At 59.4% G+C, this 26,066-nt stretch carries 30 protein-coding genes, 1 tRNA gene and 2 pseudogenes; 24 read left to right on the top strand and 9 right to left on the bottom strand.

What is annotated here, in order from left to right; translation table 11 throughout:
• Positions 1-25: 25 nt before the first annotated feature.
• Together PFLQ2_RS18610 and PFLQ2_RS18605 are read right to left on the bottom strand one after the other, a co-directional pair.
• Positions 26-715 (bottom strand): endonuclease, encoded by a 690-nt coding sequence (locus PFLQ2_RS18610; RefSeq protein WP_003179935.1) that lies wholly within the window; start codon positions 713-715, stop codon positions 26-28.
• A gap of 5 nt (positions 716-720) precedes the next feature.
• Entirely contained in the window at positions 721-1,020 is a 300-nt protein-coding gene (locus PFLQ2_RS18605; protein ID WP_033045963.1) for a DUF1654 domain-containing protein, read from the bottom strand.
• Positions 1,021-1,330: 310 nt separating this feature from the next.
• Between PFLQ2_RS18605 and PFLQ2_RS18600 the strand changes: the two genes are divergently transcribed.
• From PFLQ2_RS18600 to PFLQ2_RS18570, 7 genes are read left to right on the top strand one after another with little or no spacing between them, the layout of a single operon-like run.
• On the top strand, positions 1,331-2,287 hold the full coding sequence (locus PFLQ2_RS18600) for a sugar ABC transporter substrate-binding protein (RefSeq protein ID WP_003179941.1): 957 nt from the start codon (positions 1,331-1,333) through the stop codon (positions 2,285-2,287).
• A 58-nt stretch (positions 2,288-2,345) separates the two neighbouring features.
• The gene (locus tag PFLQ2_RS18595) at positions 2,346-3,899 is read left to right on the top strand and encodes a sugar ABC transporter ATP-binding protein (protein ID WP_003179943.1); all 1,554 of its coding nucleotides are present in this window, start codon (positions 2,346-2,348) and stop codon (positions 3,897-3,899) included.
• A complete protein-coding gene (locus PFLQ2_RS18590) occupies positions 3,896-4,873 on the top strand; it encodes an ABC transporter permease (RefSeq protein WP_003179946.1) in 978 nt (325 codons plus the stop codon). Before PFLQ2_RS18595 ends, PFLQ2_RS18590 begins: the two co-directional genes overlap by 4 nt.
• 3 nt (positions 4,874-4,876) lie before the next feature.
• A complete protein-coding gene (locus PFLQ2_RS18585; protein WP_003179947.1) occupies positions 4,877-5,896 on the top strand; it encodes a LacI family DNA-binding transcriptional regulator in 1,020 nt (339 codons plus the stop codon).
• 24 nt (positions 5,897-5,920) lie between these two features.
• Positions 5,921-6,835, top strand: coding sequence for a ribokinase (gene rbsK, locus PFLQ2_RS18580; protein ID WP_003179949.1), 915 nt, complete (start codon positions 5,921-5,923; stop codon positions 6,833-6,835).
• Positions 6,832-7,236 carry a D-ribose pyranase gene (gene rbsD, locus PFLQ2_RS18575; RefSeq protein ID WP_003179951.1) on the top strand — a complete coding sequence of 135 codons (405 nt, stop codon included), beginning with the start codon at positions 6,832-6,834 and terminating at the stop codon, positions 7,234-7,236. The genes rbsK and rbsD overlap by 4 nt, the downstream gene beginning before the upstream one ends.
• A gap of 43 nt (positions 7,237-7,279) precedes the next feature.
• Positions 7,280-8,308, top strand: a complete 1,029-nt coding sequence (locus PFLQ2_RS18570) for a nucleoside hydrolase (protein WP_003179952.1) — start codon at positions 7,280-7,282, stop codon at positions 8,306-8,308.
• 44 nt (positions 8,309-8,352) lie between these two features.
• Here PFLQ2_RS18570 and PFLQ2_RS18565 read toward each other — a convergent pair whose 3' ends face one another.
• A complete protein-coding gene (locus tag PFLQ2_RS18565; RefSeq protein WP_003179954.1) occupies positions 8,353-8,550 on the bottom strand; it encodes a hypothetical protein in 198 nt (65 codons plus the stop codon).
• A gap of 130 nt (positions 8,551-8,680) precedes the next feature.
• Between PFLQ2_RS18565 and PFLQ2_RS18560 the strand changes: the two genes are divergently transcribed.
• Together PFLQ2_RS18560 and PFLQ2_RS18555 are read left to right on the top strand one after the other, a co-directional pair.
• Positions 8,681-8,986, top strand: coding sequence for a hypothetical protein (locus tag PFLQ2_RS18560; RefSeq protein ID WP_003179956.1), 306 nt, complete (start codon positions 8,681-8,683; stop codon positions 8,984-8,986).
• Positions 8,987-9,148: 162 nt separating this feature from the next.
• Positions 9,149-9,463, top strand: coding sequence for an I78 family peptidase inhibitor (locus PFLQ2_RS18555; RefSeq protein ID WP_003179958.1), 315 nt, complete (start codon positions 9,149-9,151; stop codon positions 9,461-9,463).
• Positions 9,464-9,531: 68 nt separating this feature from the next.
• On the opposite strand, the gene PFLQ2_RS18550 is transcribed toward PFLQ2_RS18555, so the two are convergent.
• Together PFLQ2_RS18550 and PFLQ2_RS18545 are read right to left on the bottom strand one after the other, a co-directional pair.
• Positions 9,532-9,744: a cold-shock protein gene (locus PFLQ2_RS18550; protein WP_003179963.1), complete on the bottom strand. Its 213-nt coding sequence runs from the start codon at positions 9,742-9,744 to the stop codon at positions 9,532-9,534.
• A 289-nt stretch (positions 9,745-10,033) separates the two neighbouring features.
• Positions 10,034-10,336, bottom strand: a complete 303-nt coding sequence (locus PFLQ2_RS18545; RefSeq protein WP_003179965.1) for a hypothetical protein — start codon at positions 10,334-10,336, stop codon at positions 10,034-10,036.
• 372 nt (positions 10,337-10,708) lie between these two features.
• On the opposite strand from PFLQ2_RS18545, the gene thrS reads away from it, so the two are divergent.
• The 14 genes from thrS (at position 10,709) to PFLQ2_RS18480 (ending at position 21,242) form a co-directional block, all read left to right on the top strand.
• Positions 10,709-12,631 (top strand): threonine--tRNA ligase, encoded by a 1,923-nt coding sequence (thrS, locus tag PFLQ2_RS18540; protein ID WP_003179966.1) that lies wholly within the window; start codon positions 10,709-10,711, stop codon positions 12,629-12,631.
• The gene (gene infC, locus PFLQ2_RS18535; RefSeq protein ID WP_169432615.1) at positions 12,631-13,182 is read left to right on the top strand and encodes a translation initiation factor IF-3; all 552 of its coding nucleotides are present in this window, start codon (positions 12,631-12,633) and stop codon (positions 13,180-13,182) included. The genes thrS and infC overlap by 1 nt, the downstream gene beginning before the upstream one ends.
• Before the next feature lie 60 nt (positions 13,183-13,242).
• Entirely contained in the window at positions 13,243-13,437 is a 195-nt protein-coding gene (gene rpmI / locus PFLQ2_RS18530) for a 50S ribosomal protein L35 (protein WP_002553160.1), read from the top strand.
• A gap of 28 nt (positions 13,438-13,465) precedes the next feature.
• A complete protein-coding gene (gene rplT / locus PFLQ2_RS18525) occupies positions 13,466-13,822 on the top strand; it encodes a 50S ribosomal protein L20 (protein ID WP_002553161.1) in 357 nt (118 codons plus the stop codon).
• A 109-nt stretch (positions 13,823-13,931) separates the two neighbouring features.
• Positions 13,932-14,948 carry a phenylalanine--tRNA ligase subunit alpha gene (pheS, locus tag PFLQ2_RS18520; RefSeq protein ID WP_003179979.1) on the top strand — a complete coding sequence of 339 codons (1,017 nt, stop codon included), beginning with the start codon at positions 13,932-13,934 and terminating at the stop codon, positions 14,946-14,948.
• Positions 14,949-14,983: 35 nt separating this feature from the next.
• On the top strand, positions 14,984-17,362 hold the full coding sequence (gene pheT / locus PFLQ2_RS18515; RefSeq protein WP_003179980.1) for a phenylalanine--tRNA ligase subunit beta: 2,379 nt from the start codon (positions 14,984-14,986) through the stop codon (positions 17,360-17,362).
• Positions 17,363-17,365: 3 nt separating this feature from the next.
• On the top strand, positions 17,366-17,668 hold the full coding sequence (ihfA, locus tag PFLQ2_RS18510) for an integration host factor subunit alpha (RefSeq protein WP_002553164.1): 303 nt from the start codon (positions 17,366-17,368) through the stop codon (positions 17,666-17,668).
• Positions 17,649-18,005 (top strand): MerR family transcriptional regulator, encoded by a 357-nt coding sequence (locus PFLQ2_RS18505; protein ID WP_003179985.1) that lies wholly within the window; start codon positions 17,649-17,651, stop codon positions 18,003-18,005. Before ihfA ends, PFLQ2_RS18505 begins: the two co-directional genes overlap by 20 nt.
• A gap of 89 nt (positions 18,006-18,094) precedes the next feature.
• Positions 18,095-18,171 (top strand) — tRNA-Pro (locus tag PFLQ2_RS18500).
• Between the two features lie 178 nt (positions 18,172-18,349).
• Positions 18,350-18,865: a hypothetical protein gene (locus tag PFLQ2_RS18495; RefSeq protein WP_003179986.1), complete on the top strand. Its 516-nt coding sequence runs from the start codon at positions 18,350-18,352 to the stop codon at positions 18,863-18,865.
• Positions 18,866-18,981: 116 nt separating this feature from the next.
• Positions 18,982-19,431 (top strand): hypothetical protein, encoded by a 450-nt coding sequence (locus PFLQ2_RS27670; protein WP_152632712.1) that lies wholly within the window; start codon positions 18,982-18,984, stop codon positions 19,429-19,431.
• 185 nt (positions 19,432-19,616) lie between these two features.
• The gene (locus tag PFLQ2_RS18490; protein ID WP_003179987.1) at positions 19,617-19,832 is read left to right on the top strand and encodes a tautomerase family protein; all 216 of its coding nucleotides are present in this window, start codon (positions 19,617-19,619) and stop codon (positions 19,830-19,832) included.
• Positions 19,829-20,485 carry a DsbA family oxidoreductase gene (locus tag PFLQ2_RS18485; protein ID WP_003179989.1) on the top strand — a complete coding sequence of 219 codons (657 nt, stop codon included), beginning with the start codon at positions 19,829-19,831 and terminating at the stop codon, positions 20,483-20,485. The genes PFLQ2_RS18490 and PFLQ2_RS18485 overlap by 4 nt, the downstream gene beginning before the upstream one ends.
• A gap of 43 nt (positions 20,486-20,528) precedes the next feature.
• The gene (locus tag PFLQ2_RS18480) at positions 20,529-21,242 is read left to right on the top strand and encodes an SDR family NAD(P)-dependent oxidoreductase (protein ID WP_003179990.1); all 714 of its coding nucleotides are present in this window, start codon (positions 20,529-20,531) and stop codon (positions 21,240-21,242) included.
• Between the two features lie 271 nt (positions 21,243-21,513).
• Here PFLQ2_RS18480 and PFLQ2_RS18475 read toward each other — a convergent pair whose 3' ends face one another.
• From PFLQ2_RS18475 to PFLQ2_RS30970, 4 genes and pseudogenes are all read right to left on the bottom strand, one after another.
• Positions 21,514-21,777, bottom strand: a complete 264-nt coding sequence (locus tag PFLQ2_RS18475) for a hypothetical protein (protein WP_003179992.1) — start codon at positions 21,775-21,777, stop codon at positions 21,514-21,516.
• Positions 21,778-21,958: 181 nt separating this feature from the next.
• Positions 21,959-22,630 (bottom strand): class I SAM-dependent methyltransferase, encoded by a 672-nt coding sequence (locus tag PFLQ2_RS18470; RefSeq protein ID WP_003179994.1) that lies wholly within the window; start codon positions 22,628-22,630, stop codon positions 21,959-21,961.
• 174 nt (positions 22,631-22,804) lie between these two features.
• Positions 22,805-23,314 (bottom strand): annotated as a pseudogene (locus PFLQ2_RS30965) (methyl-accepting chemotaxis protein); the annotation flags it as partial.
• Positions 23,315-23,665: 351 nt separating this feature from the next.
• Positions 23,666-24,748: pseudogene (locus PFLQ2_RS30970) on the bottom strand (HAMP domain-containing protein); the annotation flags it as partial.
• Positions 24,749-24,997: 249 nt separating this feature from the next.
• Between PFLQ2_RS30970 and PFLQ2_RS18460 the strand changes: the two are divergent.
• Positions 24,998-26,041: a GlxA family transcriptional regulator gene (locus PFLQ2_RS18460; protein ID WP_003179998.1), complete on the top strand. Its 1,044-nt coding sequence runs from the start codon at positions 24,998-25,000 to the stop codon at positions 26,039-26,041.
• Positions 26,042-26,066: the final 25 nt, after the last annotated feature.

Below are 26,066 nucleotides of genomic sequence, written 5' to 3' on the forward strand. Positions count from 1 at the left end.
ATTTGTGCTGTTCACAAATGTCGGGTCAACCACAGGCCTTCATGTCCACCGGGCCCACGAACTCATTGCCGCGCCCCATCACGCACGCCACGCTCTGGTTGCGCTGGCGTTCCCAGCTTTCGACCGGGTAGGTCTTGTCCCAGGCTTCGTACAGGCGCCGGTCCTGCTTCGAAAGGCGCAAGCCGTATTGTTTACTCATGTAGAAATACGTCCTGGCGATCATGCCCCGGATCGACGGACGAGGCATGACCTTCTTCGCCTTGAAATCCACCTGGGTCAGGCATGAGCCATACTGGCCTTTCTGCACGGGCAGCCAACCGAAGCTGAAATTGCTGCGGTCGCCATTCACTTCCCCGATGCTCGGCACCAGGTTATGGAGGTCGGCCTCGGCCCGTTGATAGACCGGGTCGTAGCGCGTGCAATTCTTGCGACCGCCTGCCTGCCAGCATTGACGCTGATGGCCGATCTCCCACGCCGGGACGATATGTTCCCACTCAATGCGTGCGGCGCGGCTGGCATTCTTGCGGGGCACATAACCGCAAGCCGCCAGGTTCACGCGATTGCCGGTGTATTTGCAGCCGCAGTAGAACTCGGTGGATTGCGGGGCGTAGAGTTTCCAGGCGACTTTCTTGGCTTCGTTGAAGGTGCGCGGCGCACCGGCCTGTGCGCCCGTGGCGATGAACACAAGCAATAAAGCAAAACAGCGAATACTCATCAGGCTCAATCTTCCTTCGGCACTACCCAGAAAACCTGCACGCCGCCATCGTCGCGATAGGCGAGGGTCACGTTGTCGTTCTCGTCGATTTCCTCCAACAGGCGCTCCCACTCATCCACCGGTTCGTCGGGAAGGCGGAATATCAGGGCTGCCTTGGCTTTTTGGGCAGTGGGGGCGTTGATGATTTTCGAGACCCGAAGGCCAAGTCGCGTATAGGAATCTAAAGGGGTAGTTGCAGCGGGAGGGGTGGCCACAGGATTATCCTTATTAAGCTGTACGTGCATACAGTATTTAACCGTAGGCATTTACGCAACTGCTTAAAATTCAAGAAAATCGTCTGACAGCGCTTTTTTCGTTTTGATGTAGGAAAAGTAATTTTTTTATTGAGCCGCGTAAACGGGCAAACTACCTGTTCATGAAATCGGCCGCTGCCCAGACGCGTACCTATGTTCAGACTCGACGGTCAACACGACGGGCTTACATCGTTAGCGCTGCGGGCCAAACCGCAACGTTGACAAATCAACGATCCCTTACCATAGTTCATTCCACGCAAACGTTTGCGCGGCGTTCCGTGCATTGATTTGCCCACAATAATCATAAGATCGGAGTGAACCCATGAAGTTGCCATTCGCTGGACGCCTTCTCGCTGTCGCCATGCTCGCGGCCGCATCCGCTACGTTGCCTTTCTCCTCGGCATTTGCCCAGACCGCTGAAAAACCCAAGGTCGCCTTGGTCATGAAATCATTGGCCAATGAATTCTTCCTGACCATGGAAGATGGCGCCAAGGCCTATCAGAAGGAACACTCCGCCGATTTCGATCTGATCTCCAACGGGATCAAGGATGAAACCGACACCGCCAACCAGATCCGCATTGTCGAGCAGATGATCGTGTCCAAGGTCGATGCCCTGATCATCGCCCCGGCAGATTCCAAGGCCATGGTCCCGGTGATCAAGAAGGCCGTCGATGCCGGCATCACCGTGATCAACATCGATAACCAGCTCGACCCAGCCGTGGTCAAGAGCAAGAACATCAATGTGCCTTTCGTAGGCCCGGACAACCGCAAGGGCGCGCGCCTGGTGGGTGAGTACCTGGCCAAGCAGCTCAAGGCCGGTGACGAAGTCGGCATCATCGAAGGCGTGTCCACCACCACCAATGCCCAGGCGCGGACTGCTGGCTTCAAGGATGCAATGGAAGCGGCGCAGGTCAAGGTCGTTTCCCTGCAATCGGGCGATTGGGAAATCAACAAAGGCAACCAGGTTGCCGCGTCGATGCTCAGCGAATACCCGAACATCAAGGCGCTGCTGGCCGGTAACGACAGCATGGCGGTTGGTGCGGTCTCGGCCGTGCGCGCTGCGGGCAAGGCGGGCAAGGTGCAAGTGGTCGGCTACGACAACATCAATGCCATCAAGCCGATGCTCAAGGACGGTCGCGTGCTGGCGACAGCCGACCAGTTCGCCGCCAAGCAGGCGGTGTTCGGCATCGAGACGGCCTTGAAGATTCTCAAGGGCGAAAAAGTCGACAGCGGCACCAACGGCGTTATCGAAACTCCGGTCGAGCTGGTGACCAAGTAGTTATCCTGGCGACACAACGGTGCTCGCCCATCCGGGCGAGCGCATTGGAGAGTTTGTTATGTCCGTTCGCGACCCGAACGCTGTCCTTTGCGTCAGCGGCATCGGCAAGACCTATGCCCAGCCGGTACTGACCGGCATCGACCTGACGCTGATGCGCGGCGAAGTGCTGGCGCTGACTGGCGAAAATGGCGCCGGCAAAAGCACCTTGTCCAAGATCATCGGCGGGTTGGTGACGCCGACCACCGGGCAGATGCAGTTTCAAGGGCAGGATTATCGCCCCGGCAGCCGTACCCAGGCTGAAGAATTGGGCGTGCGCATGGTGATGCAGGAACTCAACCTGCTGCCGACCCTGTCCGTGGCTGAAAACCTGTTTCTCGACAACCTGCCCGGCTGTGGTGGCTGGATCAACCGCAAGCAATTGCGCCAGGCCGCGATCGAGGCCATGGCCCAGGTGGGACTCGATGCGATCGACCCCGACACGTTGGTCGGTGAGTTGGGTATCGGCCATCAACAAATGGTCGAGATCGCCCGCAACCTGATCGGCGATTGCCATGTACTGATTCTCGACGAGCCGACCGCCATGCTGACGGCCCGTGAAGTCGAGATGCTCTTTGAACAGATCACCCGCCTGCAGGCCCGGGGCGTGGCGATCATCTACATTTCCCATCGTCTCGAAGAACTGGCACGGGTGGCGCAGCGCATCGCGGTATTGCGTGACGGCAACCTCGTCTGCGTCGAGCCGATGGCCAACTACAACAGCGAACAACTGGTGACCCTGATGGTCGGCCGGGAGCTGGGCGAGCACATCGACCTCGGCCCGCGCCAGATTGGCGCGCCGGCCCTGACCGTCAAGGGCCTGAACCGTGCCGACAAGGTTCGCGACGTGTCCTTCGAAGTCCGCAGCGGTGAGATCTTCGGCATCTCCGGCCTGATCGGGGCAGGGCGTACCGAACTGTTGCGCCTGATTTTCGGCGCCGATGCCGCCGACAGCGGCACTGTGGCGCTGGGCTCGCCGGCCAAGGTCGCGAACATTCGGTCGCCGGCCGATGCGGTGGCCCACGGTATCGCCTTGATCACCGAAGACCGAAAGGGCGAAGGCCTACTGCTGACGCAATCCATCGCGGCCAACATTGCCCTGGGCAACATGCCGGAGATTTCCAGCGCCGGCCTGGTCAATGGTCGCGACGAAAGCGCCCTGGCGCAGCGCCAGATCGACGCCATGCGCATCCGCAGTTCCAGCCCGACGCAGTTGGTGTCCGAGTTGTCGGGCGGCAACCAGCAGAAAGTCGTGATCGGTCGCTGGCTCGAACGTGATTGCTCGGTGCTGTTGTTCGACGAGCCGACCCGTGGCATCGACGTCGGCGCCAAGTTCGACATCTATGCACTGCTCGGTGAGTTGACGCGCCAGGGCAAGGCGCTGGTCGTGGTGTCCAGTGACCTGCGCGAACTGATGCTGATCTGTGACCGCATCGGCGTGCTGTCGGCCGGGCGCCTGATCGATACCTTCGAGCGTGACAGCTGGACCCAGGATGACTTGCTTGCCGCCGCATTCGCCGGCTACCAGAAACGTGATGCGTTGCTCAACGAAGCAGCGCCTAGGGATCTTTCATGAAAACCGCATCTGCCGTCGGCAAATCCAATGGCAACTTTTATGGTTTGGGCACTTACCTCGGCCTGGCCGGTGCCTTGCTCGCCATGGTTGCGCTGTTCTCGACCCTGAGCAGCCATTTTCTGTCTTATGACACCTTCAGCACCCTGGCCAACCAAATTCCGGACCTCATGGTGCTGGCGGTCGGCATGACCTTCATCCTGATCATTGGCGGCATCGACCTGTCGGTGGGCTCGGTGCTGGCCCTGGCGGCCTCGACGGTCAGCGTGGCTGTCCTCGGCTGGGGCTGGAGCGTCTGGCCGTCGGCCTTGCTCGGCATGGCCGTGGCGGCGCTGGCGGGTACGGTCACCGGTTCGATTACCGTGGCCTGGCGGATTCCATCGTTCATCGTTTCCCTCGGCGTGCTGGAAATGGCCCGGGGCCTGGCGTACCAGATGACCGGCTCGCGCACTGCCTACATCGGGGACTCGTTCGCCTGGCTGTCCAACCCCATCGCCTTCGGTATCTCGCCTTCGTTCATCATTGCCTTGCTGGTGATCTTCATTGCCCAGGCAGTGCTGACCCGTACGGTGTTCGGCCGCTACCTGATCGGCATCGGCACCAATGAAGAAGCCGTGCGCCTGGCGGGCATCAATCCCAAGCCCTACAAAATCCTCGTATTCAGCCTGATGGGCTTGCTGGCCGGTGTGGCGGCGTTGTTCCAGATCTCTCGCCTGGAAGCTGCGGATCCAAACGCCGGCTCAGGGCTCGAGTTGCAGGTGATCGCGGCCGTGGTCATCGGAGGCACCAGCCTGATGGGGGGGCGTGGCTCGGTCATCAGCACGTTCTTCGGTGTGCTGATCATCTCGGTGCTGGCGGCGGGCCTGGCGCAAATCGGCGCCACTGAGCCAACCAAACGCATCATCACCGGTGCGGTGATTGTGGTGGCGGTCGTGCTCGACACCTATCGCAGCCAGCGCGCCAGTCGGCGGGCCTGAGCCATGGCGACGATCAAGGATGTGGCAGCGCTCGCGGGGATTTCCTACACGACCGTGTCCCACGTGGTGAACAAGACGCGGCCAGTGAGCGAAGAAGTGCGGCTCAAGGTCGAAGCGGCTATCGAGCGCCTGGACTACGTGCCCAGCGCCGTGGCCCGGTCGCTCAAGGCCAAGACCACGGCAACTATCGGCCTGCTGGTGCCCAACAGCCTCAACCCGTACTTTGCCGAACTGGCCCGGGGAATCGAGGATTACTGTGAGCGCAACGGCTACTGCGTGATCCTGTGCAATTCCGACGACAACCCGGACAAGCAGCGCAGCTATTTGCGGGTGCTGCTGGAAAAACGCATCGATGGCCTGATCGTCGCTTCCGCTGGGGGCGATGTCGGCCTGGCCGAAGGGCTGGCCAACGTGCGCACGCCCATGGTTATCGTCGACCGCGGTCTCGACGGCGTGGACGCGGACCTGGTGCGCATCGACCATGAATACGGCGCGTACCTGGCGACCCGGCACTTGCTCGAACTTGGCCACCGGGATATCGCGTTCATCGGTGGCCCGGCCGATACCAGCGTGGCGCAGATGCGCCGGGCCGGTTACTGCCGCGCCCTGGAAGAGGCCGGGATCGAGCTGCCCGTCGGTCGCATGTTCGAAAGCGATTTCACCAGTACCGGTGGCTACCGCGCAGCAGCGCAGTTGCTGGAGAACCAGCCGCCAAGCGCGATTTTTGCCGCCAACGACATGATCGGCATCGGCGTGTTGCGCGCCGCTGCCGAGCGCAACGTGCGGGTGCCCAGCGAACTGTCCGTCATCGGTTTTGATGACATTCAAATGAGCCGCTATGTCTACCCGGCGTTGACCACGGTGGGGCAGTCGATCCTGCAGCTCGGCGAGATGGCGGCGCAAGTGCTGCTGCAGCGTATCGCGACGCCACGGGTTGCCACCGAACAGCGGATTGTCACGCCCAGTATTGTCCTGCGAGAGTCGACTGCGCCGCTGTCCGGTACATTCGCCCAATACCGCTGAAACCGAATTGATGAGTAGTGATGTATGCCAGCAAAAGTAGTGGTAATAGGCAGCCTGAACATGGACTTGGTGGCTCGGGCGCCGCGCCTGCCCCGTGGCGGTGAGACGCTGATTGGTGAGTCGTTCTGCACCATCCCCGGTGGCAAGGGCGCCAACCAGGCGGTGGCCGCCGCGCGCCTGGGCGCGCAGGTATCGATGGTTGGCTGCGTCGGCAGCGATGCCTATGGGCAGCAACTGCGAGGGGCGCTGCTGGCCGAGGGCATCGATTGCCAGGCGGTCAGTGCGGTGGACGGCTCGAGCGGCGTCGCGCTGATCGTTGTCGATGACAACAGCCAGAATGCAATCGTCATCGTTGCCGGTGCCAACGGTGCGCTCATCCCCGATGTCTTGGACCGTTTCGATGAGGTGCTGCAAGGCGCCGATGTCGTCATCTGCCAACTCGAGGTGCCGGATGCGACGGTGGGTTATGCCCTCAAGCGGGCCCGCGAACTGGGCAAGATCGTCATCCTCAATCCTGCCCCCGCGTCCCACGCGTTACCGGCCGATTGGTACGCCTGCGTCGACTACCTGATCCCCAATGAAAGCGAAGCAGCCGTGCTCAGCGCATTGGCGGTGGACTCCCTGGAAACCGCCGAATCCGCCGCGGCGCATTTGATCGCGGCCGGTGCCGGCAAGGTAATCGTGACCCTGGGGGCCCAGGGACTGATGTTCGCCAATGGCGCCAGCTTCGAACACTTCCCGGCCCCGCGGGTCAAGGCGGTGGATACCACGGCGGCGGGTGACACTTTTGTCGGCGGGTTCGCCGCTGCCCTGGCCAGTGGCAAAAGCGAGGTCGAGGCGATTCGTTTCGGCCAGGCCGCCGCCGCGCTGTCAGTCACCCGCGCCGGCGCGCAGCCTTCAATCCCAACTTTGCTCGAAGTACAGGCTTTCAAATCATGAAAAAGACGCCGTTGTTGAATGTGGCACTGTCGCGACTGATCGCCTCGCTCGGGCATGGCGACAAGGTGGTCATCGGTGATGCCGGCCTGCCGGTGCCGCCCCAGGTCGAGCTGATCGACTTGGCACTGACCCATGGCATACCGGACTTCGTCAGCACCTTGAAGGTGGTGCTCAGCGAAATGCAGGTAGAGAGCCACGTGCTGGCCGAGGAAATCCTCGACAGACAACCGGCAGCCCTGGCGACGCTCGACGCGCTGCATGCCGAAGGCGCGCTGGGCACGCGTGAACGGGTCAGCCATGAGCAATTCAAGATTCTCAGCCGAGAAGCCCGGGCGATCATTCGCACAGGAGAATGCTCCCCGTATTGCAACATCGTGCTGATCGCCGGGGTGACGTTCTAACCCGGCACCGTCGAGTTCTGTCAACCTGCACAAGGAGTGCGCCATGCACCGCTATGCTCAGAAAATGCACCAATTGTTCCGGAGTCTGCTGCTCTTGTCCTTGATCACTGCTACGAGCGCCCAGGCGGCGGAAAAGATCGACCTGATCATCGACACCGATCCCGGTGCCGACGACGTGGTGGCGCTGTTGTTCGCCCTGGCATCGCCCGAGGAATTGAACATCCGCGCGCTGACCACTGTCGCCGGCAACGTGCGCCTGGACAAGACTTCCCGCAACGCTCGCCTGGCCCGGGAGTGGGCCGGGCGTGAAGAGGTGCCGGTGTACGCCGGTGCGCCGAAGCCGCTGTTGCGCACGCCCATCTACGCGGAAAACATCCATGGCAAGGAAGGCCTGTCGGGTGTCACCGTGCACGAGCCCAAGCAAGGGCTGGCCAAGGGCAACGCGGTCAACTACCTGATCGATACGCTGAAGGCGGCCAAGCCCCACAGCATCACCATCGCCATGCTGGGCCCACAGACCAACCTGGCCCTGGCGTTGATCCAGGAGCCCGACATCGTCCAAGGCATCAAGGAAGTGGTAATCATGGGCGGCGCGCATTTCAACGGCGGCAACATCACGCCAGTGGCTGAATTCAACCTCTACGCCGATCCGCAGGCGGCCGAGGTGGTCGCCAAAAGCGGCGTGAAGCTGACATACCTGCCGCTGGACGTGACCCACAAGATCCTCACCAGTGAAGCGCGCCTGAAGCAGATCGCCGCGCTGAACAACAATGCCAGCAAACTGGTGGGCGATATTCTCAATGAATACGTCAAGGGCGACATGGAGCACTACGGCATGACCGGTGGACCGGTGCATGACGCGACGGTGATCGCCTACCTGCTCAAGCCGCAGCTGTTTACTGGGCGTTCGGTCAATGTCGTGGTGGACAGTCGCGAGGGGCCGACATTCGGGCAGACCATCGTCGACTGGTACGACGGCCTGAAAGCGCCGAAGAACGCGTTCTGGGTGGAAAACGGCGATGCCCAGGGCTTTTTCGATCTGCTGACCGAGCGTCTCGCGCGCCTCAAATGACCTGCCTGTCTGCGCGCCCGCAGGGTAGTTCCTGGGCGCGCAGTTCAATCCACCGCGTCAACGACGCTGGTATATCGTTCGAACGCCTGCTGGATGAAGTTGCGGGCGACCTCCGTGCCCAATTCCTTGACCAGCAGTTCTATGCCGATGATCGCCAGTTCTTCCGGGCTGGCCGGGCTGTAGGAGCTGTGGCCCTCCGTCCATTTGGCATTGATGGTGGCTTCGATGCTGACGGTGCTCATGGTAGGGCTCGCGAGAGTGGGAGGCTGTAGGTTGAGTTAAGCATTTTTGCCTTGGATTTGGCACTGCCACTTAGGCATCAGGCAAGGGCTGTGCGACACTTGTTTTTTTGTTTTTCAAGGAGCCATCGCAGTGCAGATCGACTTGAACGCTCCTGGCGGCCTGACCCTTGAGGCGGTTCGCCAGTTGCTCGCCTCAGCCAGCGATGACGAGCATACCCAGCTGCGGGTGACCAAGGGCGGCATCGCCTATCTGTCTTCGGGTGTGGTCGGCGGTGCCGACATCGACGGCCTGCTGTTTCGGCTCGAGACGTGGGCCAAGGGCTCGGGCTATGTCGGGCGAGTCGCTGCCAGCGACGAGGTCTGGGTCATGCAGATCTATAACGCGCTGAAGGACAATTGGCCTCATCCGCCCTTTGATTACATCGACGTTTATTAAGCGTCGTTCATATTCAGTCACGATTGCGGGCTGAACGGACGGCCGGGCTCAGGCAAACTCCGATTTTCCGAATGAGGGGCGGGCCAGTAGCCAAGGCGTTGAAACCAAGCGCCGTTTGGGTGGTCGCACGCTCTCTGTTTATTTTTTGAAAAAGGAGGCTTCATGCCTTGGAAGCTCGCGTCATTGAGTATCGTGCTGGTCGCCGCAGGCTTGAGCGGTTGCAGCAGTTCCCCTGAGTCGGCCCCGGACGCTGTGGCAACCGAGAGCGCCAACAGCCGCTGCGAAGCAAAGGCCGCTGAGTTCGCCATCGGCAAACAGGCCTCGCCGCAATTGCTGGAGCAGGCTCGCACCCGTGCCGGCGCGCAGAATGCCCGGATCCTCAAGCCCAATGACATGGTGACGCTTGAGTACCGCTCCGACCGGCTGAATCTCAATACCGACGCCAACCTGGTGGTCAACCGAGTGAACTGCGGCTGATCGAGCGTTTTCAATCGCCCATAAAAAACCCCGTCACATGGACGGGGTTTTTTTAGCGCGCCGAGAAATTACTCTGGGCGAACCTGTGCAGCTTGCATACCCTTTTGGCCTTTCTCAGCCACGAAGGAAACGGTCTGGCCTTCTTTCAGGCTTTTGAAACCGTCGCTTTCGATAGCTTTGAAGTGTACGAACAGGTCGTCACCGCCACCTTGAGGAGTGATGAAGCCGAAGCCTTTTTCATCGTTGAACCATTTAACGGTGCCGGTTTGGCGATTAGACATGGTGTATCTCCAAGAAACATATATTTTCAGTGTACTGTGCTGCTCAGGCCAACTGGGCACACCCGGGTATCATAGTCGAAATGTTCGATTTGGGAGCCCCCCGGACGCACTGTTTGCCAATCAGTCGTGTTTTCTTTACCGTCCCAACCCGCTGAAGCCCCCGGTTTTAAAGGGTTTTAGCCGAAAGTAAAGACGATAAAAAAAGCTGTAAAACCTGAATAAATCGTTCAAAAAAGCCTGAAATCAGTGTTTTTTAGCGCCTCAAGGCCTGCCTCGAAACCCTGTCCCGTCACTTTTTCGGCTTGTCGGTTGCCTTGCATTTTGCAATCTGTCCAAGGGCCTTTTGCTGCAGTTCCGGGGTGGCCTTGTTGTCCATCAGCGCCTGGATATCTGACGCCGGGTAGGACTTGATCGCATCGGCCCCGCAGGCACAATGAGATTTGGCGGCCGCAGCGCCGATCTGCGGTGTTGCCGCTTCCGTGCACTGGGCCATGTATTTTTCGCGTTCGCCCTTGGGCCAATCGGCGTGGGCGGTGAGCGGAAGCAGCAGGGCGAGGGGGGCGACTACTGCGAACAATGTATTCAGACGCATGCGAAGATGCTCCTTTGGGTCGATGTCTTGATATCTGAGGCGTTGCGCTCGCTTCAGTTCAGCACTCTGGCATAAAAACCTGGATTTGCACCGGCTTGAATTCGAGCACGGTCATGACCGTTCATCTGTGCTAGCATGCCGGGCTCGGGTATTTCTCAGGCTCCGGATGACGACAGGTCCCGGCGGCGGCAAATGTTCGATTAACCCTGATTTGAATCCCAGTCACTCTGGTTCGGTTTTCCCGGTTGGCCGCAAGGCTCCTGCCGCTGTAAGGCAGGCGTTCCTCGTTGAACGGCCTGGACTGGATCTTGTACTGGCTCATCCCAACCCACGTGACCTTTGGTAGGGGTCACCACTAGGAGAGGAGGCGCCATGCCAACTATTACTCTTCCCGATGGCAGTCAACGTTCATTCGATCACCCGGTTTCCGTAGCCGAGGTCGCCGCATCCATCGGCGCAGGCCTGGCCAAGGCCACCCTGGCCGGCAAGGTCAACGGCAAGCTGGTCGACGCCAGTGACGTTATCGACAGCGACGCCACGCTGCAAATCATCACGCCAAAGGATCAAGAGGGGCTGGAGATCATTCGCCACTCCTGCGCGCACCTGGTCGGCCATGCGGTCAAGCAGTTGTACCCGAGCGCGAAAATGGTCATCGGGCCCGTCATCGATGAAGGCTTCTATTACGACATCGCCTTCGAGCGTCCGTTTACGCCCGACGACATGGCCGCCATCGAACAGCGCATGCAGCAGCTGATCGAGAAGGACTACGACGTCATCAAGAAGGTCACCCCGCGCGCCGAAGTCATCGAAGTGTTCAAGGCTCGTGGCGAGGATTACAAGCTGCGTCTGGTAGAAGACATGCCGGACGAGCCGTCCATGGGCCTGTACTACCACGAAGAATACGTCGACATGTGCCGTGGCCCGCATGTGCCGAACACGCGTTTCCTCAAGTCCTTCAAGCTGACCAAGCTGTCCGGCGCCTACTGGCGTGGCGATGCGAAGAATGAGCAGTTGCAGCGCGTCTACGGCACCGCCTGGGCGGACAAGAAGCAGCTGGCGGCCTACATCCAGCGCATCGAGGAAGCCGAGAAGCGCGACCACCGCAAGATCGGCAAGCGCCTTGGCCTGTTCCACACCCAGGAAGAATCCCCGGGCATGGTGTTCTGGCACCCGAACGGCTGGACCCTGTACCAGGTGCTTGAGCAGTACATGCGCCAGGTCCAGCGTGAAAACGGCTATCTGGAAATCAAGACGCCGCAAGTGGTCGACCGCAGCCTGTGGGAGAAATCCGGGCACTGGGCCAACTACGCCGACAATATGTTCACCACCCAGTCGGAAAACCGCGACTACGCGATCAAGCCGATGAACTGCCCGTGCCACGTGCAGGTGTTCAACCAGGGCCTGAAGAGCTACCGCGAACTGCCGATGCGCCTGGCCGAGTTCGGTGCCTGCCACCGAAACGAGCCATCGGGTGCACTGCACGGCATCATGCGCGTGCGTGCATTCACCCAGGACGATGCCCATATCTTCTGCACCGAAGAGCAGATGCAGGCCGAATCCGCCGCCTTCATCAAGCTGACCATGGACGTCTATCGGGACTTCGGCTTTACCGAAGTCGAGATGAAGCTGTCCACTCGTCCGGAAAAACGCGTTGGCTCCGACGAATTGTGGGATCGCGCCGAAGCAGCGTTGGCCGCTGCCCTCGATAGCGCGGGCCTTGCGTACGATCTGCAGCCGGGCGAGGGGGCCTTCTACGGTCCGAAGATCGAGTTCTCGCTGAAAGATTGCCTCGGTCGCGTCTGGCAATGTGGTACCTTGCAGCTCGATTTCAACCTGCCGATCCGTCTGGGCGCTGAATATGTGTCCGAAGACAACAGCCGCAAGCACCCGGTCATGCTTCACCGCGCGATCCTCGGTTCCTTCGAGCGTTTCGTCGGGATTCTGATCGAACACTACGAGGGAGCATTCCCTGCGTGGCTGGCGCCGACCCAGGCAGTGATCATGAATATCACTGATAAACAGGCAGATTTTGCCGCCGAAGTCGAAAAAACTCTCAATCAAAGCGGATTTCGTGCCAAGTCCGACTTGAGAAATGAAAAGATCGGCTTTAAAATCCGCGAGCATACTTTGCTCAAGGTTCCCTTTCTCTTGGTTATCGGAGATCGGGAGGTCGAGATGCAGACTGTCGCTGTGCGTACTCGTGAAGGTGCTGACCTGGGCTCGATGCCCGTCGCCGAATTTGCTGAGTTCCTCGCGCAAGCGGTTTCCCGGCGTGGTCGCCCAGATTTGGAGTAATTATTATTAAGCGTGAAATGAGACAAGATAAACGAGCTGCACCGAAAGCCCCGATCAACGAGAATATCTCGGCACGCGAGGTTCGGTTAATTGGCGCTGACGGCGAGCAGATTGGCATCGTCTCGATTGATGAAGCGCTTCGTATTGCTGAAGAAGCCAAGCTTGATCTGGTAGAAATTTCCGCAGACGCAGTCCCACCGGTTTGCCGGGTGATGGACTACGGCAAGTCGATCTTCGAAAAGAAGAAGCAGATTGCCGCGGCGAAGAAAAACCAGAAGCAGATTCAGGTAAAAGAAATCAAGTTTCGTCCAGGGACGGAGGAAGGGGATTACCAGGTAAAACTGCGCAACCTGGTACGTTTCCTGAGTGATGGGGACAGGGCCAAGGTATCCTTGCGATTCCGCGGCCGTGAGATGGCCCACCAGGAGCTGGGGATGGAACTCCTCAAGCGGGTTGAACAAGACCTGCTCGAGTACGGTTCGGTCGAACAGCATCCTAAGATGGAAGGACGCCAGCTGATCATGGTCATCGCCCCGAAAAAGAAGAAGTAATCAACAGGGCACGGCAGGCCTTCTGATTATGTTTATCAACTGAATGCGGAGTATCCGAACATGCCAAAAATGAAAACCAAAAGTGGTGCTGCTAAGCGGTTTCTGAAAACTGCTAACGGTATCAAGCACAAGCACGCTTTCAAGAGCCACATCCTGACTAAAATGTCGACCAAGCGTAAGCGTCAACTGCGCGGTAGCAGCTTGCTGCATCCGTCTGACGTGGCAAAAGTCGAGCGCATGCTGCGCCTTCGTTAATTTTAGTCAAGAATAGAGGAAGTAACTCATGGCTCGTGTAAAGCGTGGCGTCATTGCCCGTAAGCGTCACAAAAAAATTCTGAAACTTGCTAAAGGCTACTACGGCGCACGCTCCCGCGTATTCCGTGTTGCCAAGCAAGCGGTAATCAAGGCAGGCCAATACGCCTACCGTGACCGTCGTCAGAAAAAACGTCAGTTCCGCGCTCTGTGGATCGCTCGTATCAACGCTGGTGCTCGTGTTAACGGTCTGTCCTACAGCCGTTTCATCGCTGGCCTGAAAAAAGCGTCCATCGAGATCGACCGTAAGGTTCTGGCTGATCTGGCAGTGAACGAAAAAGCGGCGTTTGCTGCGATTGTCGAGAAAGCTAAAGCCACCTTGGCTTAAGTACCCCCGGCAGTCACCGGGGTCCACCTCTGTGGGCCCAGGTGTCAAACGTCATAAATAGGGGAAGAGCCTTAAAGCTCTTCCCCTATTTTGTATCTGGAGTCTGTACATGGAAAACCTGGATGCGCTGGTCGCTCAAGCACTAGAGGCTGTGCAAAGCGCTGAAGATATCAATGCCCTGGAGCAAATCCGGGTTCACTACCTTGGCAAGAAAGGCGAGTTGACTCAGGTGATGAAGACCCTGGGGAACCTGCCGGCTGAAGAGCGTCCGCAAGTCGGCGCGCTGATCAACGATGCCAAGGAGCGTGTCACAGAAGTCCTGAATGCGCGCAAGGCGTTGTTCGAGGAAGCGGACCTGGCTGCCAAGCTCGCCGCCGAATCCATCGACGTGACCCTGCCTGGCCGCGGCCAGACTTCCGGCGGTCTGCATCCGGTAACCCGGACCCTGGAACGCATCGAGCAGTTCTTCACCCACATCGGCTACGGCATTGCCGAAGGCCCTGAGGTCGAAGACGACTATCACAACTTCGAGGCGCTCAACATCCCAGGCCATCACCCGGCCCGGTCGATGCACGACACCTTCTATTTCAATGCGAACATGCTGTTGCGCACCCATACCTCGCCGGTACAGGTCCGCACCATGGAATCGCAGCAGCCGCCGATCCGGATCGTCTGCCCAGGCCGTGTGTACCGTAGCGACTCCGATATCACCCACTCGCCGATGTTCCATCAGGTCGAAGGCCTGCTGGTTGATCGCGACATCAATTTCGCCGACCTGAAAGGGACGATCGAAGAGTTCCTGCGGGTGTTCTTCGAAAAAGAACTGGCCGTGCGTTTCCGCCCTTCGTACTTCCCGTTCACCGAGCCATCCGCTGAAGTCGACATGGAATGCGTGATGTGCAGCGGTAAAGGCTGCCGCGTCTGCAAGCAGACGGGCTGGCTGGAAGTCATGGGCTGCGGCATGGTTCACCCGAACGTGCTGCGCATGTCCGGGATCGACCCGGAAGAATTCTCGGGCTTTGCCTTCGGCATGGGCGTCGAGCGCCTGGCCATGCTGCGTTACGGTGTGAATGACTTGCGCCTGTTCTTCGACAACGACTTGCGGTTCCTCGCGCAATTTCGCTAGGTCGCGGTCCGTAACGAATCTATTAGGAGAACAGGATGAAATTCAGTGAACAGTGGCTGCGCGGCTGGGTAAGCCCGCAGGTAAGCCGGGACGAGCTGGTTGCTCGCCTGTCGATGGCCGGTCTTGAGGTCGATAGCGTAACGCCGGCCGCCGGTGAATTCAGCGGCGTGGTGGTGGGCGAGGTGCTGGGCACCGAGCAGCACCCGGATGCTGACAAATTGCGGGTTTGCCAGGTCAGCAATGGTACGGAAACCTTCCAGGTAGTCTGCGGCGCACCCAACGTGCGCCCGGGCCTGAAGATCCCGTTCGCCATGATCGGTGCCGAACTGCCGGGCGACTTCAAGATCAAGAAAGCCAAGCTGCGTGGCGTCGAGTCTAACGGCATGTTGTGCTCCCAGGCCGAACTGCAGATCGGCGAAGGCAACGATGGCCTGATGGAGCTGCCGGCCGATGCGCCGGTGGGCCAGGACATTCGTGAATACCTGAACCTGGACGATGCCAGCATCGAAGTCGACCTGACGCCGAACCGTGGCGACTGCCTGTCCCTGGCCGGTCTGGCCCGTGAAGTCGGCGCGCTGTATGCCGCCCCGGTTGCACGTCCTGCGGTCGCGACCGTGCCGGCCGTGCACGACGAAGTGCGTTCGGTTGAAGTCCTGGCGCCGGCGGCGTGCCCGCGTTACCTGGGCCGCGTGATCCGTAACGTCGATTTGTCCAAGCCGACACCGCTGTGGATGGTCGAGCGCCTGCGCCGCGCCGACGTGCGCAGCATCGATGCCGCTGTCGACATCACCAACTACGTGATGCTGGAGCTGGGCCAGCCGCTGCATGCGTTCGATCTCGCCGAAATCAATGGCGGCATCCGCGTACGCATGGCCGAGGAAGGTGAAAAACTGGTCCTGCTCGACGGCCAGGAAGTGACCCTGCGCAGCGACACGCTGGTAATTGCCGACCATGCTCGCGCACTGGCCATTGCCGGCGTGATGGGTGGCGAGCACAGCGGTGTCTCCACCACGACCCGTGACGTGTTCCTGGAAAGCGCATTCTTCGACCAGATCGCCGTCGCTGGCAAGGCCCGCTCCTATGGCCTGCACACCGATGCCTCGCACCGTTACGAGCGTGGCGTGGACTGGCAACTGGCCCGCGAAGCCATGGAGCGCGCCACTGGCCTGCTGCTGGAGATCACCGGTGGCGAAGCCGGCCCAATCATCGAAACCGTCAGCGAACAACACCTGCCAAAGATTGCACCGGTCACCTTGCGTGCCCAGCGCATCACCCAGATGCTGGGCATGGAAATGGATCCGGCCGAAGTCGAACGCCTGCTCAGCGCCCTGGGCCTGAACATCAGCGCCGACGGGGCAGGGCAGTGGCGTGTCGAAGTGCCAAGCCATCGCTTCGATATCAGCCTGGAAGTCGACCTGATCGAAGAACTGGCCCGCCTATATGGTTACAACCGCTTGCCGGTCCGCTACCCGCAAGCGCGCCTGGCGCCGCAGGCCAAGGCTGAAGCCCGCAGCGACCTGCCGGAGCTGCGCCGCCTGCTGGTGGCCCGTGGGTATCAGGAAGCAATCACCTACAGCTTCATCGATCCGCGTCAGTTCGAACTGTTCAACCCGGGAGTCGAGCCGCTGTTGTTGGCCAACCCGATCTCCAACGACATGGCGGCGATGCGCTCGTCCCTGTGGCCAGGCTTGGTCAAGTCGCTTCAGCACAACCTGAACCGTCAGCAGGATCGCGTGCGCCTGTTCGAAAGCGGCCTGCGTTTCGTTGGTCGGTTGGAAGGTTTGAAGCAGGAGCCGATGCTGGCCGGTGTCGTCTGCGGCAGTCGTCTGCCGGAAGGTTGGGCACAAGGTCGCGATGTCGTCGACTTCTTCGACGTCAAGGCTGACGTGGAAGCGGTGCTGGGCTTCGCCGGCGCGCTCGACGCGTTCACTTTCGTACCGGGCAAGCATCCGGCGCTGCACCCGGGGCAGACCGCGCGCATCGAGCGAGATGGGCGTGAAGTCGGTTATGTCGGTGCCATCCACCCTGAATTGTCGAAAACCCTGGGTCTTGATCGTCCTGTCTTCGTTTTCGAGCTGGTTCTGGCCGAAGTCGCACTGGGGAAAATGCCGAAATTCCAAGAGTTATCGCGCTTTCCTGAAGTGCGTCGTGACCTGGCGTTGCTGGCTGATCTCGAGGTTGCATCCAGCGCTGTGCTGGAAGTAATTCGTGAAAATGCAGGCGAATGGCTGACGGACCTCAGGCTATTTGACGTGTATCAGGGTAAAGGCATTGATCCGCATAGAAAAAGCCTTGCAGTCGGCTTGACCTGGCAGCATCCATCGCGCACTCTTAATGACGATGAGGTGAATACCGCAACGCAAAACATCCTCACCTCGCTCGAAAACAGGTTGAACGCCACGTTAAGGAAGTGACGTATGGGGGCTCTGACGAAAGCTGAGATGGCGGAACGTCTGTATGAGGAGCTGGGCCTGAATAAACGGGAGGCCAAAGAATTGGTCGAACTGTTTTTTGAAGAAATCAGGCACGCTCTCGAGGACAACGAACAGGTGAAATTGTCGGGTTTCGGCAATTTCGACCTTCGGGACAAACGTCAGCGGCCTGGCCGCAATCCGAAAACGGGAGAAGAAATCCCGATCACGGCTCGCCGTGTGGTCACCTTTCGTCCAGGGCAGAAGTTGAAGGCCCGAGTTGAGGCTTATGCTGGAACCAAGTCATAACGACGAACTACCCGTCATCCCGGGCAAACGCTACTTCACCATTGGTGAAGTCAGCGAGCTGTGTGCGGTAAAACCGCACGTGCTGCGCTATTGGGAGCAGGAGTTTCCTCAACTCAACCCGGTCAAGCGCCGCGGCAACCGCCGGTATTATCAGCGACAAGACGTGCTGATGATCCGGCAGATCCGCGCGTTGCTGTACGACCAAGGGTTCACCATCGGCGGCGCGCGCCTGCGCCTCTCCGGTGACGAGGCCAAGGACGACACAACCCAGTACAAACAAATGATCCGCCAGATGATCGCCGAGCTTGAAGATGTGCTGGTGGTACTCAAGAAATAAATTTCTGTTTTAAATACTTCCAGTTTTCAAAAGCTTGCGATATATTCCTGAGCGTTCCGCTGAGAAGCGGGACAAGATTCACGCCTAGTCGGGGCGTAGCGCAGTCCGGTAGCGCACTAGCATGGGGTGCTAGGGGTCGAGTGTTCGAATCACTCCGTCCCGACCATATTTTTCAATGACTTAGCCCAACTCTAACCAGTTGGGCTTTTTCATTTTCTTTTTTTAATGACCCGCTGCTATTCCGATGCAGCCCTTTCGAGGTCATCGCCGTAGTCAAAAAAGTGGAAACACACTTGAGGCTGTGCCAGCATCCGGACACGAACTTATGGCAAGGAAGCTGAACAATGATGGATGCCCTGGAAGGCACGCCACTCTGGGTTTACGGCGCATTTCTCTTGGTCTGCTACTACGGCTTAAGCGCAAGGAAAACCAGTCGTGAGAGCCGGCGATCCCTGATCATCACACCGGTTATCCTGGTGATCTGGTCACTCTTTTCCCTCAGCTACGCGGGTCGTGTTGAGCTGACCGTGGGCAGTTGGTTGACGGGCATGGTCTTAGGTGGCTTGGCTGCATTTGCGTTATTCCCTCGACGTGGACTGACGTTGGATGAGGAGGGCAAGCACCTGATCGTGCCGGGGACATATAAAGTTCTTGGTATCTCGCTTCTCTTTTTTGCCGTGAAATACTTCATCGGTTATCAAGCTGCCGTACATCCAGAACTCTCGGCCACGGTGGAAATGCTCGTCCTTGCTGGCACCGCTTCAGGGTTTACGGTCGGCTTGTTCTGCGGCCGCTCAGGCGTCTTTTACTCAGCATGGCTTGCACGTCGAGATGGCCATGAAAATAAACGTACGGTTTGATCTCGCTCGTCGATGGCTCGATGCGCGCTTAATCAGGCCACCGGCATGATTGCCTATTCACCATGTTTTGCCGGCCCCGCCGAGCACCGATGGTTTAACTCAAGAACGCCCAAATAATGTCGATACCCCGTTATCGTGCATTCATGGAGCGGGTGGAGATGTTTGGATATTTGGCAGGCAAGGCAAAGGCGTTATCAGAGTCTGTTGGAGACAAGGCGCTTTCTGCAAAGGACTCTATCCTGGACTCTGTTGGCGAAGGCAAGCACGCAGCCGCTGATCAAATGAATAAGTACTGGCCGCAGATCGAACGCGTGCTGGTGGATGGTTTGCTTACCGTCGCGCATGACCGCATAAAAGACGACGAGGTCTTTTTGCTCGTGGCGGAAAAAGCATTTGAGTTACTGCCTGCCCCTGTACGCCTTATCCTGCCAAGGTCGGTTTTCCTGGCGCAAACTGAGAAGCGCCGTGCGTCTATCGTTGGGATGATCGAGTCCAAGCGGGAACAGCGTTTGGCGTTGGAAGGTCCTGCTTCGACCGAAGTCGCGACAAAACCAGCTGATTCGTAACGGTCTAGGAATCAGGTAGCTGAGCCGATCACGATAGATCGGCTTTTTTGTGCGCGGACAATTCATTACACCACGTCACAAATGAAGTACCCAGCCCCACCTTTATCCCCTCCAGGTAACTTCCTAACATCCACTCCATGTCGCCGCTCCGCCATTCCGGCGGGGGGCTCACTGGAGACTTTCCCATGCCTTTCATCAGCGTTCGTATCACCCGCGATGGCGTCACCCAGGAGCAGAAAGCCCAGGTGATCGCCGAGATCACCCAGACCATGCAGACGGTGCTCAACAAGGATCCGCACCTGACTCACATCGTCATCGAGGAAGTCGACACTGACAACTGGGGCTACGCCGGTATCACCACCACCCAGTACCGCAAACACCTGGCGGAGTCGAAATCATGACACGCACGGTCAGTATCGACTTTGTTTCGGATGTGGTGTGCCCCTGGTGTGCACTGGCGGCTACGGCGCTGGACCAGGCGATTAAGAATCTCGCTGGCCAAGTTGTTGTCGACCTGACGTTCAAGCCCTTCGAGCTGAACCCGGATATGCCGGCCGAAGGTGAGAACGCGGTCTTGCACATGATGCGCAAGTACGGCCGCAGCGCCGAGCAAGTCGCTTCGCGCAACGAAATGATCATCGCCCGCGGCGAGGCCATTGGTTTCAAGTTCGATCTGGAAAAACGCAGCCATTTCTACAACACCTTCGATGCCCATCGCTTGCTGTTGTGGGCGGCGCAAGAGAGGCTTCAGGCCGCGCTGAACAAGCTGCTGATCGAGGCGTATTTCACCGACGGCCAAAACATCAGCGAGCGGGAAACCCTGGTGCGCCTGGCCAGCGAGGCGGGGCTTTCTACCGCTGGTGCACGCAAGGTCTTGGCAGAGGGCACGTATGCCATGGAAGTGCGGGAGCTGGAGCGTTTCTACCATCAGCGGGGGATCGATTCGGTGCCGGCGATGGTGGTGAACGGGCGTCAATTGATCGCTGGATCACAGTCGGTCGAGCAGTACGAAGAAGTCCTCCGGCAGCTTTCACAAGAGCCCGCCGAAGTCTGATTGCACAACTTTCTATCCATTTTTTACTGAGCGAGAAATCATCATGAGCCATTCAAAAAAAGTAGTTGTTGTAACAGGTGCTTCCCAAGGCCTGGGTGCAGGCATTGTCGAAGGCTTCCGCAAACTGGGTTATCAGGTCGTCGCGACGTCCCGTTCGATCAAACCTTCTACCGATCCGGACATCCTCACCGTGGCCGGTGACATCGCCGATCCCGCCACCGCCGAGCGCATCATCCGCGAAGGCGTGGCCCGCTTCGGTCGCATCGACACGCTGGTCAACAATGCCGGGGTGTTCCTTGCCAAACCGTTCACCGACTACACCTTGGAAGACTATGTAAACGTCGTGGCCACCAACATGGGCAGCTTCTTCCACATGTCGCAACAAGCCATCGCGCAGATGGAAAAGCAAGGCGACGGTGGCCACGTGGTCAGCATCACCACCACGCTGGTCGACCATGCTGTAGAAGGAGTGCCTTCGGTGCTGGCCTCGCTGACGAAGGGCGGCATGAACGCTGCCACCAAGTCGCTGGCCATCGAGTACGCCAAGCGCGGGATCCGGGTCAACGCCGTTTCGCCCGGCATCATCAAGACCCCGATGCACAGCGAGGAAACCCACGCCGCGCTGGGCAGCTTGCACCCGGTCGGCCACATGGGTGAAGTCGAGGACATCGTGGGTGCGGTCCTGTACCTGGACAGCGCGGCTTTTGTTACCGGGGAAATTCTCCACGTCGACGGTGGGCAAAGCGCCGGTCATTGATCAGGCTTCCCCGTTTGGTCGCGGTAACCAAGCCCAATCTGCAAGGATTGGGCTTTTCCATGCCTGGAAAAAATGCCAGGCCGATGGTTGTCGCCGTTGCGATCAGAAGATGAACTTGAACAAGGCAATGACCACGATCAGGCCGATCAGGAAAATGATACCTACGGTGCCGCCTAGAAATTTCAACATGATAGTGCTCTCATCGGATGGGCTTAAATGTCTAGACCACCGTCGACAATGCTCGTTTCGTTGAATATTCGCTCACGACGAATCAGTGAACCGCCCAGGACCTTGGAATGGCGACCTGATCGAATTTTGAAACGGTCTTGATCCAATAGCGCCGGTAATCGGTCTGGTCCGGCGCCAGGGGTTTGTGGGTTGACCAGTGGTGCTCCGCCTTCAGGCTCGCGCGGTACGCTTCCCATTCTTTCTGCTCGGCAACTTCCCTGGCCTTGATCCTGTCATCGAACCAACCCAGGACATACGCTTCGCCCTGATCCGTGCCGTGTGCTATCAGCAGATAAATTTCTGTCATTACCTGGTCCGCCGTTCAATCCTGAAACCCAGTTACTGGCCTTATCTGGGTATCGGCCGCTGTTGGATGTTTTTGAGGGTTATTGATCAGCGGCGTGGTTCGCGGAGCTGGACAAGTCGGCGACAGCCTGACAAAGCCAGATAGTCCAGGGCTGTAACGCGATGGGTCGGCTGCGTTTCACTCAAGTTTTGGGTTCAGCCACCAGCAACAGCGACTGCGGCACTGGGCTTTGCGGGTGCTGCGGCTCCTGCAGGCCGGCCAGTCGGAAGCCGGCCATCTCCAGCGCATTGAGCCAACTGGACAAGGTGCGAAAGTACCAGGGCATGGGCTGCCATTGGCCTTGGAACTCGGCGAAGGTTTCTTCTCGCCAGCCATCCTGGTAGTTGCCCGCCGCCGCGCTCCATGGATGCAGGGTCTGGATCACCAGGGCGCCGCCAGGAGAGAGCAGGGCGTTCATGGCGGCGAGCAGCGGGATAATGTCCTGGTGGAGCAGGGCGAAGTTGGCGCAAATCAGGTTGTAGTCGCGGCCGACGTCCACCTTGGCCTGGGCCAGTTCATCGTAGTTCGCCACATACACTTGGGAAGAGCCTGCCGCCCGCGCGGCGTCGACCAGTGTTGCGTCGCCGTCCACGCCGACCGCTTCGATGGCCCGCTCGGCCAGGGCCCGCAACAACCAGCCCTCACCGCAACCCAAGTCGAGCACACGCTCGGGTTGACGGCTCAGCACCGCCAGCAGGATGGCCTGATCGGTCACCTTGACGCGGCTTTCAAGGGCGCCGGTGCGCACGGCTTCGATCCAGGATTGGGCGTTGTGCTGCCAGCTCTGCACGAGGGCGGATTCGGGGGCGGGCATCGTCATGTCCGGATGGATGGGTGGAATACAAGGATAGGACAAGTGCGGCCTGGTCACTAACAGTCGACGTGGGTGTCCAGGTTGCGGTGAGCTTGTCCTGCACGATGGACGAGTATCCCGGCGCTTATGTTGTTCGGTGCAAGAGCCATCCCTGGCCCACGCACGGGCTACAGCTTAGAACTTGAAGCGCCCCACCAACCCCTTGAGTTGCCCGGAAATATCCGTCAAACGCCCCGAACCGGTCTGCGCCGAGTGAGCAAATTCCTCGACCAGCTGCGCATCGGCATGAATCTGCGCGATGTGCCGGTTGATGTCTTCGGCCACCTGGTGCTGCTCCTCGGCGGCCGTGGCGATCTGGGTGTTCTGGTCGCGAATCGAGTCCACCGAATGGCGGATCTTGTCGAAACTGTCCCGGGCTTGTTGGATGCGCTCGACGCTGGTTTGCGACACCTGCAGGCTGCCTTGCATCTGCAGCGTGACTTCCTGGGTGCGCCGCGCGAGGTTGCCGAGCAGGCTATCGATCTCGCCAGTGGAGTCGGCGGTACGCCGTGCCAGGGCGCGCACTTCGTCGGCTACCACGGCAAACCCACGACCCTGGTCACCGGCGCGCGCGGCTTCGATGGCGGCGTTGAGGGCGAGCAGGTTGGTCTGTTCGGCAATCGAGCGGATGGTGTCGAGGATGGTGTTGATGTTCTTGCTGTCCTGTTCGAGCGCCTGCATGGTTTGGGTGGACTTTTGCAGGTCGTCGCTCAGTTTCAACACGCTGCCAGTGGCTTCCCCGATGTGCTGCTGGCCGGTGTGCACGTCGCGGTAGCCCTCGTCGGCACTGGTGGCGGCCTGGCTGCAGGAACGGGCCACTTCGTTGGCGGTGGCGACCATTTCGTTGAAAGCGGTGCTCACCAACTCCACGGCCTGGCGCTGGCGCCCGGCGGCTTCGTTCATGTTCTGGGCGACTTCGCTGGTGTCCGCCGCAGCATTTTGCAGGTCGGAAGAGGCGCTGCCGATGCGCTGCACCAGTTGCGCGATCATGCCCAGGAATTGGTTGAACCAGCTGGCCAGGGTTGCTGTTTCGTCCTTGCCCTGCACCGTGAGTTTGCGGGTGAGGTCACCTTCACCTTCGGCGATCTCCTGCAGGCCGTTGGCAACGCCGCGAATCGGCCGGACGATCACGCTGGCGAAACTCGCACCGACGATGGCGAAGACCACGGCGAGGGCGGCGGCAATGACCGCGATCAGCCACGTCAGGCTCGACGCCTCGGCCATCACTTCGTCACGCTTGATCAGGCCGATGAAGCGCCAGCCCAGGCCTTTGGAGCTGACCACGTTGGCCATGTAGGGCACACCGTCGATTTCGATCTGGGTCACGCCATCGCTGCTTTTGGCCAGCTCGGCATAGTTGGGGCCCAGGTCGGCCAGCGGCTTGAAGTTGTGCTTGGCATCGGCGGCGTCTACCAGGACGTTGCCGTTGGCTTCCACCAGCATCAGATAGCCGCTGTCGCCCAGCTTGATGTTCTTGACCAGTTCGGTGAGTTGCTTGAGCGACACGTCCAGGCCAACGACGCCCACCAGTTTGCCGGCGGCGTCGGAGACCGTATGGACGATACCAATCAAGGAAACATCATCCGGCGCCCAATAATAGGCGTCGGTGCGCACGTTAGTGCCCGGGGCGGCGATAGCGGCCTTGTACCAGGGGCGCACGCGTGGATCGTAGTTGGAGATCTTCGGATCATCCGGCCAACTGGCGTAGCCACCATCCGCCAGGCCCACGGAAAGGTAGGCGGTAGTCGGGTGGCTCTTGGCGAATCTGTCGAAGATTTCCAGGAGCTGTTTGTTGTTCTCGGGCAAGGGGATCTGTGCCGCGTCTGCACCGGAATAGTTTTTCAGGTCCTTGGCTGCGACGATCCGTGGATCCTTGGCGAAAAACTCGACGTTCTGGCTGATGCCGTCGAAGAACTGCTTCATGCCATTGTCGATCTGGCGAATCTCGCGGCCGCTGCTGTCCAGGAAGTTGGTTTTCGCGGCGTCGCGCAGGTTCAAGACAACCAGCACCGCCACCAGGACGACCGGAAGGCAGGCGATGGCCGCGAACGCCCATGTCAGCTTCTGTTTGATATTCATGACTTCTCCCGCGGATATTTTTTTAAGTGTTGGAACGGCGGAAACATCAGCGGTGAGCGTTACGTGTTGGGTAAAGGGAACGCGCCCATGCCTACCTATAGCGTATCGACCAAGGTCGTATGGACTTGAGCGGCAGCCGGTTACCCAGGAGCGACCTGGTCACAGCGAAGCGATTGCAGGCAATGTCGCTTATCTGGAAGATGGCGCCGATGCAGGTCCGGATCATCTTTTGTGTGTCAACGAGGCCCCATGCCAAGCGCATTCGAAAGCGTACTCAAAAACAAGAACATGGCTTATCGCCCCGTTGGATCGCCCGCTGCCAGCCAGGCGCCCACCCGCGTTGCGTTTGTATTGATGGACAATTTCTCGATGATGTCCTTTACCGGTGCGGTGGATGCGCTGGTGACCGCCAACCTGATGGGCGACATGCCTCTCTACGAGGTGCTGACCGTGGGGGTTTCGGGAGGGCAGGTGACCAGTGACCTGGGCATTGTCATCTCCACCGACATCGAGTTGGCACAGATGCCGGAAGACCTGGATGTGCTGATCGTCGCCGGGGGCTTTCGCGTGAAGTTGCAAGGCCACGCCTTGTTGCGGCGCAAACTGCGGGTCAATGCTGCGTCGGGAGCGATAATGGGCGGGCTGTGGAACGGGGTGTTCTTTATCGCCGATGCCAATCTGCTCGATGGCTTCGAATGCGCTGTTCACCCGGAAAGTCGCGCCATGATGGCGGAGGTCTTCCCCCTCGTGAAGGTTTCCAACCGCGCCTATGTCCTGGACCGGGGCCGAGTCAGCTGTGCGGGTGCCAACAGTTCGCTGCGCATGATGTTGCAGTTGATTCGCCAGACCGGGGGAGCGGCGCTGGTGGGAGCCATCGAGGAAATTCTGCGCTGTGACGAGTCCGGCGATGACGCGACGGATTTGCCGCCGGTCTTCGTCGAGACAGACCCGACACTGCCGGAAAGCCTCAAGCTGGCGCTGGAACTGATGTGGCAAAACATCGAGGAGCCGTTGACCGTCGATGAGCTGGCTGCCTGCGTCAAGATCTCCAAGCGACAGCTGGAACGACGATTCTGCAGTTTTCTCGGGGCGACACCCACCCGTTATTACCTGGAGTTGCGCCTGACCCGTGCCCGCCAGCTCATCCAGCAGACCAATCGCTCCGTAACCGAAATCGCCGTGGCGACGGGCTTCGTCAGCTCGCCACACTTCCAACGACGTTTCCGGGATTTTTTCGGGGTTCCACCGGGCAGTTATCGGACCAAGTTCGCCCGCAAGCAGGCTCCTCTGTAACCCGTTGCCAGGGCTTGGACGACGG

Source organism: Pseudomonas fluorescens Q2-87, assembly GCF_000281895.1.
Lineage (GTDB): Bacteria > Pseudomonadota > Gammaproteobacteria > Pseudomonadales > Pseudomonadaceae > Aquipseudomonas > Aquipseudomonas fluorescens_S.